The organism is Cellvibrio sp. BR (genome assembly GCF_000263355.1).
Classification (GTDB): domain Bacteria; phylum Pseudomonadota; class Gammaproteobacteria; order Pseudomonadales; family Cellvibrionaceae; genus Cellvibrio.
The window spans coordinates 99297-111267 of the sequence record NZ_JH668206.1 but is presented as its reverse complement, the minus strand read 5'-3'; the positions used below and the strand labels follow the sequence as shown (position 1 = coordinate 111267).

The 11971-nt window shown below is 47.0% G+C and carries 8 protein-coding genes; 3 read left to right on the top strand and 5 right to left on the bottom strand.

Going from position 1 to position 11971, the window contains the following annotated elements; translation table 11 throughout:
- Positions 1 to 62: 62 nt before the first annotated feature.
- Both O59_RS18730 and O59_RS18725 read right to left on the bottom strand, forming a co-directional pair.
- Positions 63 to 3785 carry a nitrate reductase subunit alpha gene (locus O59_RS18730; RefSeq protein WP_007645525.1) on the bottom strand — a complete coding sequence of 1241 codons (3723 nt, stop codon included), beginning with the start codon at positions 3783 to 3785 and terminating at the stop codon, positions 63 to 65.
- Between the two features lie 336 nt (positions 3786 to 4121).
- Positions 4122 to 4610, bottom strand: coding sequence for an HPP family protein (locus O59_RS18725; protein ID WP_007645524.1), 489 nt, complete (start codon positions 4608 to 4610; stop codon positions 4122 to 4124).
- Between the two features lie 144 nt (positions 4611 to 4754).
- On the opposite strand from O59_RS18725, the gene O59_RS18720 reads away from it, so the two are divergent.
- On the top strand, positions 4755 to 6626 hold the full coding sequence (locus tag O59_RS18720; RefSeq protein ID WP_050977122.1) for a histidine kinase: 1872 nt from the start codon (positions 4755 to 4757) through the stop codon (positions 6624 to 6626).
- A 7-nt stretch (positions 6627 to 6633) separates the two neighbouring features.
- Here the strand turns inward: O59_RS18720 and O59_RS18715 are convergent, their stop codons facing one another.
- Genes O59_RS18715 through O59_RS18705 form a run of 3 tightly spaced genes read right to left on the bottom strand, consistent with a single transcriptional unit; the run spans position 6634 to position 8746 of the window.
- A complete protein-coding gene (locus O59_RS18715; RefSeq protein ID WP_007645522.1) occupies positions 6634 to 7071 on the bottom strand; it encodes an Rrf2 family transcriptional regulator in 438 nt (145 codons plus the stop codon).
- A gap of 12 nt (positions 7072 to 7083) precedes the next feature.
- Positions 7084 to 8268 (bottom strand): NnrS family protein, encoded by a 1185-nt coding sequence (locus tag O59_RS18710; protein WP_007645521.1) that lies wholly within the window; start codon positions 8266 to 8268, stop codon positions 7084 to 7086.
- On the bottom strand, positions 8261 to 8746 hold the full coding sequence (locus O59_RS18705) for a YbaN family protein (protein WP_050977121.1): 486 nt from the start codon (positions 8744 to 8746) through the stop codon (positions 8261 to 8263). Before O59_RS18705 ends, O59_RS18710 begins: the two co-directional genes overlap by 8 nt.
- A gap of 179 nt (positions 8747 to 8925) precedes the next feature.
- Here O59_RS18705 and ytfE point away from each other — a divergent pair, with 179 nt between their 5' ends.
- Positions 8926 to 9606 (top strand): iron-sulfur cluster repair protein YtfE, encoded by a 681-nt coding sequence (gene ytfE / locus O59_RS18700; protein ID WP_007645510.1) that lies wholly within the window; start codon positions 8926 to 8928, stop codon positions 9604 to 9606.
- On the top strand, positions 9599 to 11929 hold the full coding sequence (locus O59_RS18695; protein ID WP_007645507.1) for a nitric-oxide reductase large subunit: 2331 nt from the start codon (positions 9599 to 9601) through the stop codon (positions 11927 to 11929). Before ytfE ends, O59_RS18695 begins: the two co-directional genes overlap by 8 nt.
- Positions 11930 to 11971: the final 42 nt, after the last annotated feature.

Sequence of the window (11971 nt, the reverse complement as noted above, 5' to 3'; positions counted from 1 at the left end):
TTTTTGTGGAAGAATCCCCCCAGGGCCTACCCCTTTTGTAGGAGGGGAGGGTTAGGGTGGGGTTAAGGTGTATCTAACCAATCCACTTCTTTCATTTTTCTCACCACTACAAACTCATCGCGGTTGCAGCCGACGGTACCGTAATAATTAAAGCCGTAAGCCTGTTGCGCGTAACCACCAATCATGTGTGTAGGTTTCATAATCGCGCGTGTTACTGAGTTGTGCATGCCACCGCGGGTTTTTGTGAGCGACGATCCAGGCATATTAATAATGCGTTCCTGAGCGTGGTACATCATACCCATGCCTTGCGGCACACGTTGCGACACTACGGCGCGCGCAGAAATTGCGCCATTCACGTTAAAAATATCGATCCAATCGTTGTCCTCAATGCCTGCCGCTTTTGCATCGATTTCACTCATCCAAACAATCGGGCCGCCACGCGACAGGGTCAGCATTAACAAATTGTCGCTATAGGTACTGTGAATGCCCCATTTTTGGTGTGGAGTAATCCAGTTCAAGATAATTTCTTTGTTGCCATTGGGTGTACGGTTCATCACTGGGTCAATCGTTTTTAAATTGACCGGCGGTTTGTAACAGCACAACTGCTCGCCAAAATCGCGCATCCATTCATGGTCCTGATAAAACTGCTGGCGGCCAGTGATAGTGCGCCATGGAATTAACTCATGAACATTTGTGTAGCCCGCGTTATAAGAGACATGTTCATCTTCCAAGCCCGACCAGGTGGGCGCTGAAATAATTTTGCGCGGTTGGGCAACAATATCGTGAAAGCGAATTTTTTCATCTTCTTTTGGTTTGGCTAAATGGGTATGGTCGCGACCAGTAATTTTTGACAGGGCATCCCAAGCCTTCACCGCTACGTGGCCGTTTGTTTCCGGTGCGAGTGATAAAATAACTTCGCAGGCATCAATCGCCGTTTCAATTTTGGGTCTGCCTTGGTGTGCACCTGCTTCGGTGTGGGTGCGATTTAATTTACCGAGAAACTCCACTTCTTCTTTGGTGTCCCATTTAATGCCTTTGCCGCCGTTGCCGAGTGACTCCAGCAGTGGTCCGAGTGAGGTGAAACGTTTATAGGTGTTGGGGTAATCACGCTCCACCACCACCATATTGGGCATGGTCAGGCCAGGAATGGCTTCGCATTCACCTTTCCACCAAGCTTTAACGCCGTAAGGTTGTGCGAGTTCATCGGGTGAGTCGTGCATCATCGGTTGAGTAACAAAATCTTGTTCTACGCCTAAGTGTCCATTGCATAATTCTGAGAACTTTTTGGCGATCCCTTTAAAAATATCCCAGTCACTGCGCGACTCCCATACCGGATCAATGGCTTTGGTGAGCGGATGGATAAACGGGTGCATATCCGAGGTGTTCATGTCGTCTTTTTCATACCAGGTGGCGGTAGGCAAAACTATGTCGGAATACAAGCAGGTAGTGGACATTCTGAAATCGAGCGTTACTAACAAATCCACTTTGCCGACTGCGCCCTCTTGATGCCATTTCACATCTTCCGGTTTTTTTCCGTCAGCACCCAAATCTTTACCGAGCAAACCGTGTTTGGTGCCCAGTAAATGGTGCAGCATATATTCGTGTCCTTTGCCACTGGAGCCCAATAAATTCGAGCGCCAGATAAATAAGTTGCGCGGAAAATTTTGCGGTGCATCCGGGTCTTGGCAAGCGAATTCAATTGCGCCCGTTTTTAATTGTTCGACAACATATTCTTTGGGTGCTTTACCAGCCGCTTTTGCAGCGGCAACAATGTGTAAGGGATTGGTGCCGAGCTGTGGCGCAGAGGGCAGCCAACCCATACGCTCAGCGCGGGCATTAAAATCAATTATGCTACCGCTCCATTTTTCTTTATTGGCGAGTGGTGAAACTACTTCACTCATGTCGAGTTTTTCGTAGCGCCATTGACTGGCATGGTTATAGAAAAACGAAGTGCCATTCATTTGGCGGGCAGGGCGCTGCCAATCCAATCCGAAGGCAAGGGGCAGCCAACCATTTTGCGGGCGCAATTTTTCTTGCCCGACATAGTGAGCCCAACCGCCGCCACTTTGACCTACACAGCCGCACATCATCAGCATGTTAATCAGGCTGCGGTAATTCATATCCATGTTGTACCAGTGATTGAGTGCTGCACCAACAATCACCATTGAACGACCGTGGGTTTTGTCAGCGGTGCGCGCAAACTCGCGTGCAACACGAATGACATCGGCGCGCGGCACACCGGTAATTTTTTCTTGCCATGCCGGAGTGTAGGGCGCGTCATCATCAAATGATTTAGCGACATTTACATCGTCCAGACCGTTATCGACGCCGTAGTGGGCCACCATTAAATCGAATACGCTGCTCACCCAAGCGGTTTCCCCGTTGGCCAGTACGACTTTGCGTGCAGGTACTTTATGCAGTTGAATATCACTGTGGTCCGTGTGATGGAAATAATTGTATTCGTGTTCGTTGCCCCCAAAATAGGGAAAAGCAACATCCAAAACTTCATCGCAATCATTTTTTAGCGATAAGAGTACATCTGCATCGGCCCCGGTTTTTCCATCGCGCTGTTCAAGGTTCCATTTGCCACTTTGGCCCCAGCGATAACCAATAGAACCATTGGGACTGATTAATTCCTGGGTTTGTGAATTGATCGCGATAGTTTTCCAATCTGGATTATTTTCCTGGCCAAGATTGTCAATTAAATCGGCAGCGCGCAAAAACCGCCCCTGTGTTAAATGCTCACCCTGCCGTTCCAACAACACCAGCATGGGCATATCGGTATATTGTTTTACGTAGTTAGTAAAATAAGTACTTGGGTTGTCGATGTGAAATTCTTTTAAAATAACATGGCCAAAAGCCATACCTAGTGCAGCATCTGTCCCTTGTTTCGGCGATAACCAGGTATCACCAAATTTAGACGCTTCGGAGTAATCGGAAGTAATGACACAGGTTTTGGTGCCCTTGTAGCGAACTTCTGATAAGAAGTGAGCATCTGGCGTGCGCGTTTGGGGAACATTAGAACCCCACACAATAATGTAATTGGAGTTATACCAATCGGCGGATTCGGGTACGTCTGTTTGCTCGCCCCAGACTTGAGGTGATGACGGAGGTAAATCGCAATACCAATCGTAAAAACTTAAACAGTTACCACCAATCAACGATAGATAACGCGAACCAGCAGCGTAGGACACCATCGACATGGCGGGAATGGGTGAAAAACCGTTGATGCGGTCGGGGCCGTAAGTTTTGGCAGTATAGACATTCGATGCGGCAATAATTTCATTTACTTCGCCCCAGTGTGCGCGTACAAATCCACCCAAGCCGCGTCGGGATTTATATTTTTTTGCACGCGTTTCATCTTCAACAATGGAAGCCCAAGCTTGTACAGGGTCGCAATATTCTTGCCGAGCTTCGCGCCACAACTCAATTAATGCCTGACGCACCTTGGGGTATTTCAAACGATTAGCGCTGTAAATATACCAGGAGTAACTTGCGCCCCGTGGGCAGCCGCGCGGTTCATGATTAGGTAAATCGGGGCGAGTGCGCGGGTAATCTGTCTGCTGGGTTTCCCAGGTGATTAAGCCGTCTTTCACGTAAATTTTCCAACTGCAAGAGCCGGTGCAATTTACGCCGTGAGTTGAGCGCACAATTTTATCGTGCTGCCAGCGTTGGCGATAACCCTGCTCCCAGGAGCGATCCTCATCGGTGGTAACGCCATGCCCATCAGCGAAGGGTTCTTGACGTTTTTTAAAAAAACGTAATTTGTCGAGTAGATGACTCATTCTATGGCAGCTCCTAAAAGTGTGCGCGTTACTCCATTACCTATACAACGACGTTATGCTAATGGCGCGCGCTCGGTTCACGGTTGATGTTGGAATACTGCGCCATTCAACCGCCACCTGCCAGTCGGGGAAAATTGCTTGAACGTGGTCGATCTACCTCTAAATGAGTATTTGATTTTGTTTACTAAGTTGCTGAATTTATTGGTTTTATTGTTTTTATTGGCTGGTCATCTGCGGTGAGAAAATCAACCTTAGTACAGAATAGGTACTCCAAGAAAAAGGCCGCTCCCGAGTGCGGGTGGCGGCCTCGAAAAACTGTTGCAAAAAAAGAAAAAATTAGTCTTGATTTAGCACGGCAAGCACGTCCATAGCCGTAATTACCCCGACTACTTTATTGTTATCGGTAACAAAGACGCGGTGAATATGTTGTTCAAGAAGAATCTTTGTTACGGATTTTATTGATTCGCCTTGGTCAATCGCAATGACTTCATGATTCATAATTTGATGAACGGTACAATTTTTATCAGCATCTTTTACCCATGAGCGTAGAACTTCTTCATTGATATCCTGACCACAACTATCCCGGTAGTGATTGCGCAACGCAGTACTCTTATCCCCTTCGTTGAGATTGTTGAATTTGAATACATCGCTTACGCTGACCACGCCCACTAATTCGTGGTCTGACGCTATAACCGGGGCGGCTGAAATTTTTCGATTAATAAAAAAGTCTGCCAAACGGCTGATTGTCCAGCCCTCATAAGCGGTTAATAATGTGTCGCTCATAATATCTTTGGCGTAATAGCCGCTAGTGTTGGTAGTATTCATAATTAAGCCTCTTGTTGTTTAATTGGCACTAGGTAATAAAGCTTATCGGCTAAAAAAACCTTTTTTACAATTCTCCCTAATGGGTTATTAGGGGGCAAATAAATACTCACAAGTGGGTATATTTTTTTTGAATAAAACTCTCTTATGAAATCACTTACATCTAAATCCTCCATCATTGTTCGTATTAGCGTGGCACTTGCCGGAATTGTTGTATTAGGCATGAGCACGATGTTGATTTCCTATTGGTTGTCCGAGCGTGCTGAAAACGATTCTCTGGCTATTAATATCGCCGGCTCCTTGCGTATGCAGAGTTATCGCATGGGCTTGCTGGCAATAGATGAGACTCCTGATGGGGCGCAATGGATCAGTGCACAGCAGAAAATTGATGAAACTTGGAGTAACCCGGTATTTATCCCTTTTTTGCACAAGAAGCCAGAGATCAGTGAGTTATATACCCGCGCGGCCGATAATTGGCGCGACCAATTATTGCCAGCATTTAACATGGTCAAGCAAAATCAAAATGCTTTGACCATTCAAAATTTACACGTTTTGTTGGATGAGCATATCCAATTATTGGATGCGCTGGTACAAACTATTCAGCAGGATGCAGAACAAAAGGTGCGCGGTTTTCGTTTGGTGCAGATAATTGCGCTGTTTGCTACGTTGTTAGTATCGGCGGTGGTAATGTACTCATTGAGAGTCAAAGTAGAGCAGCCGCTCAATCAATTGACCGCCATGGCTAAACGAATTTCCCAAGGCGATTTCAGTCATCAAATACCTATTGTAAGCAATGATGAATTAGGCGTTCTTGCAAGCACGTTTAATCTCATGAGCCGCTCTATCGCTAATAGTTATGATCATCTGGAACAACAAGTAGACGAAAAAACCAAAGCATTGCAGCAGTCTAATAGTGCACTGCAGTTTTTATATGAAACCGCCAAGTTCATTATTGAACACAACCCACAGGGTATTAATTACGATGAAATTATTTCCCGTTTAGGGAAAACCATCGGTGTGTCCAACCTCGAATTATGTTTAATGACCACTGAGGGCAATAGCCCTTATCTGCAAATAAAACCGGCGAGTGAAATTAATGCAGAGCTGTGCAAAAAGCAGAACTGTTCGAAATGCTTATCCAGTCGGGGGGTCGTAGAAAAAACAGATGGAACTGCTATTTATCGTTTTCAATTAACCCGTAATGACCGGCATTATGGGTTGATTGTTTGTCGTGTGGATGAGCAAAAGTTACTCTCGCCTTGGCAGGAACAGCTGATTCAATCAGCGACCGATCAATTGGCGATTGGTATGAGTTTGAAAACTGATGAAGACCAGTCGCGCCGTTTGGCGGTATTACAAGAACGCAATGCTATTGCACGTGAATTACACGATTCCCTCGCACAGGCGCTATCCTACTTAAAAATTCAGGTGACACGCCTCAATAAGGCGATTGATCGAGAGGATAAAATTACCATGGAGGATGTTGCGGGTGAACTGCGTGAGGGGTTAAGTAACGCTTACCGTCAATTGCGTGAGTTATTAACGACGTTCCGGTTAAAAATCGATGGCAGCAGTTTAAAGGTTGCTCTTGAATCCAGCATTGAACAGCTGCGTGCGCAGAATTCAATGAATATTCACTTTGATTTTGCCTTAAATAATATTCCACTGACGCCAAATGAGGAAATTCATTTACTGCAAATTATTCGCGAGGCCAGTCAAAACTCGATCAATCACAGTGGAGGAAAAAATTTGGATATCCACTTGTGGCAAAATGCAGATCAAGCGATTAGTTTAACCATCGCAGATGATGGTAGCGGCCTTCCGGGTTCGCCGGAAAAAATTAATCACTATGGTTTGGCCATCATGAAAGAGCGCGCCAAACATTTGGGGGGCGAGCTTATGTTATCCAATCAACCTTCTGGTGGTGTTTTAGTGAGTTTTGAATTCATTCCTGAATTTATAAAAATTCGCCAAAAAAGCGGGATCATCACTTCCGATATATTTAACGACTTGGCGTAAGCATGAATTAACTGATACCCAATAACTTAATTAATACAGGTTGTTTTTGTTTTGGTAGTAGATCGGCCAGAGTGTATTGATCGAGCACGTTAAAAAAAGCTTCCAATGCCGCCGCAAATACACTTTTAAGGTGGCATGCGGGTGTGATGGTACAGCCCTGAGCGCCCGTGAAGCACTCTACTATTGCTAGATCCTGCTCAGTGTCACGCACTAACATACCGATATTAATATCGTCAGCGCGGCCATTTAAGCGCAGCCCGCCATTCTTCCCCCGCACCGCAATTAAATAGCCTTTGGCGTTGAGTTCTTGAACCACTTTCATTAAATGGTTTTTTGAAATGTCGTAGCTCTCTGCAATTTCGCCAATAGTAGAAATTTCTTCACCCTTGAGCGCCACGTACATGAGTACACGCAGTGAATAATCGGTATAACGGGTTATGTGCATAGATTTCTCTTCTTATCCGGGGCGGCCATCTGCGCGCGGGCGAGTGAGTATTGGCCAATAAATCAAGGTAAATGTGGCAAAGGCGAGCGACCAGCCTGTAGCGGCCACTAACAATCCTACGCGGTAATCCAGTAGTTGTAATGCGGCTAATACACGAGCCAATGCGGCTAGTGTAATAGCCACGTAAATCGCTATTGCAAACCGGGGTAGGGTGAGTGTGCGGCCGGTGTGCCCAAGGGCTACACGGGTCATTACTCCCAGAATCAAGGTTCCCATGGCGCCGACTCCCAGTGCATGTTGCCAAGCGGTAGGGGCGGCGAGATTAAAGGCTGCGGCGCTCTTGAGCAAGAGCGCGACAACAATCCAGCCATAGCCGAGGTGCAGAATCCACAACAGCGGTTCCCGTGCGGTGCGCCAGCCTGACCAGCCGATCAAACGCAAGGCATTGAGTGTACCTGCAATTAAGGCCATAACGCCGGTTAACCAGGAAGTGCCTGTGAAAAAGTCGGCGGGAATTAACAACAGCGTGGCGAGGAGTGCAGCGCGATCCAGAGCAGTGAATGATTTTACGCACTCAATTTGAATGCCTTGATTACGCAGCCAGTTGATCGTAAAGAGCGGAAAAATTCGGCCACCAATCACAATCATCATCAAGGTAATTAAACCCAGTGCCATTAATTCACCACGCCGTAACCATTGTGGGTCACTCGTGATAAATCCGATATGCATCATTACATTAGCGAGGCTCAGCAACAGCAAAATTGCCGCAATGGGTAAATTGCGTTTATTGCCATGCCGCAATAATACGCGGGTCATATAGATAGCCATCACTGGCATAAATAATAAATCAACCGCTGCTGCTATACCCACTGGCCACCAGCTTGCTGTCCACATGGCAACGCGGCCTGCGAACCAGATTATTATCAGCGCGAGTAATGCTTTGCCGTGTAACGGCGCTGCACCGGTCCAGTTGCATACTGCCGTCAACAAAAAACCGGCGATAGCCAGTGGAATCAAACCAAATAACATTTCATGGCTGTGCCAGTGTACCGGCGACCATCCCAATGGCAGTGAAAGTCCGCCAAACAAAAAGCTCATCCAGGCAATAACAGTAATAACTCCATAAACACCCGTGAGCAAAAAGAATGGGCGGAAAGGATGTGCAAGAATCGATTGTGATTGAAAAAAATTACTCATGAAAAACCTCTGGATCGGCATAGGCGCGAATATCGCTGTAAACCTTGCATCCTTTGTACATGATAATGTTGTCGGGAGTTATGCAATCTTCATCTTGTGGTGAGGGGCGCGTAAAAATAAAAATTCCGATCGCGCCAAATAAACACAAGGTGACACTGACAATCGCCCAGTCAACTCCCCAAAATATTAATACCAGCCAACTGGCAGCAAGCATCAATATTGCCAACCGTTTAGCAGAGGAGGGAATTGCTCGCTCTTGTTGCCACGCGCGCAACGGCTTACTTAATTCTGGGTGAGTTGTTAACCATTGGTGTAAGCGCGGTGAGCCCTTTGCAGCAGACCATGCTGACAATAATAGAAACGGAGTAGTTGGCAGTAGTGGAGTCACTATGCCAACCACACCGATCAGCAATGATAAGCATGCAAGCGTGAGGTAACCGGCTTTTACAGGCTGCGACAGTGTGGAGTGGGCAGGCATTCTCAGTTCCTCTTTCATCTATAGCGCGAAGTGGCGGTCATAAAATCTTTACCTTTAAACATGTATTCATTTTACATCTTTATAAGATGCATTTACAATGCATCTTAACGAGGTTATTTGGCAGAGTTGCCGGGTTCCCTTTAATTACCGTCGTTTTATTGCAGCCGGAGAGTGACATTATGACTATTACCGACCAAAGTCTTGGCCAACTTGCACGGAGTATTCCGGGGGCCACCGCGATTTTTCATAAACACCAATTGGACTTTTGTTGCGGCGGAAAGAAAAGCTTGCGCGATGCAGCAAGTGAACGCGAGCTGAATTTGGATATGCTTGCCGCTGAGTTACAGGTGCTGCAATCACTGCAACCAGCGGAGCAAGAGTGGGTAAATGTACCGGACATTGAATTGATCGAGCACATACTCACGCGTTATCACGATGTTCATCGCCAACAACTTCCAGAACTGATTCGTCTTGCTCAGCGGGTAGAGCTAGTTCATGGCGGGCATACCGAGTGCCCTGCAGGTTTGGCGCAACTTCTCGAAACCATGCTGCAAGAGCTGGAAAGCCATATGCAGAAAGAGGAGCAAATTCTGTTTCCGATGATTAGTCGTGGCATTACTGGCATGGCTGTCCAACCTATTGCGATGATGCGCCGTGAACACGACGATCACGGGGCTGCACTCGCGGATATTGCTCACATCACGCACGGTATTGTTATACCCAAGGGGGCATGTAATACCTGGCGCGCACTCTACCTGGGGTTAGAAACTTTAAAGGCGGATCTGATGGATCATATTCATCTTGAAAACAATATTTTATTTGATCGTATTGATGGTGTCTTGGAGGTGAATCATGGGTGAGTATCGCAAGCTGTGGTTTATCTTGATTGGTGTGCTCGCCATTACCTTTTCGCTGCTCGGATATTTTGGCACCGAAGTCTATCGCAACGCACCACCGATCCCGGCACAGGTTGTCAGCGAAGCTGGTGAGGTATTGATGACTCACGATTCCATTCTGGATGGGCAAACCGCGTGGCAATCTGTTGGCGGCATGCAATTGGGTTCGATCTGGGGACACGGTGCTTATCAGGCGCCGGACTGGACGGCTGATTGGTTGCATCGCGAATTACTGAACTGGCTGGAGTTAGCCGCACAAGATACCTTTGGTAAAGCCTATGCAGACTTGGATGGCGCGCAACAAAATGCGCTGCAATACGATTTAAAAGTTGCGTATCGCACGAATACCTATAGTGCAGATACAGACAGCGTATTGGTTTCAGCCCGGCGCGCACAGGCAATTGCATTAACTGCTGACTATTATCAGCGGCTATTCAGTGCTGCCCCGGAGCTGAAAAAAACGCGTGAAAATTATGCGATGAAAGAAAACACGCTGCCTGATCCGGAGCGACGCGAACGCATGGCAGAGTTTTTCTTTTGGACCGCATGGGCAGCATCTACCGAGCGCACACCGGGTGAGGCGACTTACACTAATAATTGGCCTCATGAACCGCTGATCGACAACAAACCCACAGCGGAAAATATCGTGTGGTCAATTGCCAGCGTGGTGCTGTTAGTTTTAGGTGTAGGCGCACTCGTATGGGCGTGGGCTTTTCTGCGCAAAGAAAATGAGGAAGAGACAGTTGCGCCTGACGTCGATCCGATTACAACTTTTGCTGTCACACCGTCGCAGCGCGCATTAGGGAAATATTTATTTGTTGTAGTCGCACTGTTTACCTTTCAAGTTTTTCTGGGTGGGTTCACCGCGCATTACACCGTGGAAGGGCAAACGTTTTACGGCATTAATGTGTCTGATTGGTTTCCGTATTCGTTGGTACGTACCTGGCACATTCAGTCAGCCATGTTTTGGATTGCCACTGGTTTTCTCGCGGCTGGATTATTCCTTGCGCCAATTATTAACGGCGGCAAAGATCCTAAGTATCAAAAGCTAGGGGTGGATATTCTCTTCTGGGCGTTGATTGCGGTGGTCGTCGGTTCGTTTATCGGTAATTTCCTTGCTATCGCACACATCATACCGACCAATCTAAGTTTCTGGCTTGGTCACCAAGGTTATGAATACGTTGACTTGGGTAGGGTGTGGCAAATAGGAAAGTTTATTGGAATTTTACTCTGGTTGTTTTTGATGATGCGCGGTATTACTTCGGCGTTAAGACAACCTGGTGATAAAAATTTATTAGCTTTGTTAACCGCATCTGTTGTCGCCATTGGATTATTTTACGGCGCCGGTTTGTTCTACGGTGAACGCACACATCTCTCTGTAATGGAGTATTGGCGCTGGTGGGTTGTGCATCTTTGGGTTGAAGGTTTTTTTGAAGTTTTTGCAACCGCTGCACTCGCGTTTATCTTCTGCAGCATGGGGTTGGTATCGCGGCCCATGGCAACGGCGGCCACACTGGCGTCGGCATCGTTATTTATGTTGGGTGGCGTGCCTGGCACTTTCCATCACCTGTATTTTTCTGGCACCACCACACCGGTGATGGCCGTGGGTGCAACCTTCAGTGCGCTCGAAGTCGTGCCGCTTGTAGTGCTGGGTTATGAAGCTTGGGAAAACTGGCGTTTGAAAAATCGCGCGCTCTGGATGCAACAAATAAAATGGCCATTGACCTTCTTTGTCGCGGTTGCGTTTTGGAACATGCTCGGTGCAGGTGTGCTTGGCTTCATGATTAACCCGCCAATCGCGCTTTACTACGTGCAAGGTTTAAATACTACACCGACACATGCCCATGCGGCGTTGTTCGGCGTGTATGGATTCCTGGCGCTGGGTTTCTCATTATTAATTCTTCGCTATATTCGCCCGCAATTAGTGTTTAGCGATAAATTGATGAAGGTGGCGTTTTGGTGGATGAACATAGGTTTGGCGCTAATGCTGTTCACCAGTTTGTTACCGGTTGGGATTATTCAGTTTGTCGCGAGCGCATCGGAGGGGCTGTGGTACGCACGTAGTGAATCGTTTATGCAATCCGATTTGCTAGTGACCTTGCGCTGGGTTCGCACGTTTGGTGATGTTGTATTTATCGTGGGTGCTTTAGCGGTAACTTGGCAGATTGTGAAGGGCTTGTATGAACGCAATACGCCGACTGGTGTCAATGTAATTAATCCATTAACCGATGCTACCCCTGAAGAAAAGGTTTGTTGTGGCAGTTGTGGGGGCAGTAGTCACCCGTAAAACAAGCTGCGGATGAATTTCGCTCTGGTTAGTCGTAAAAGT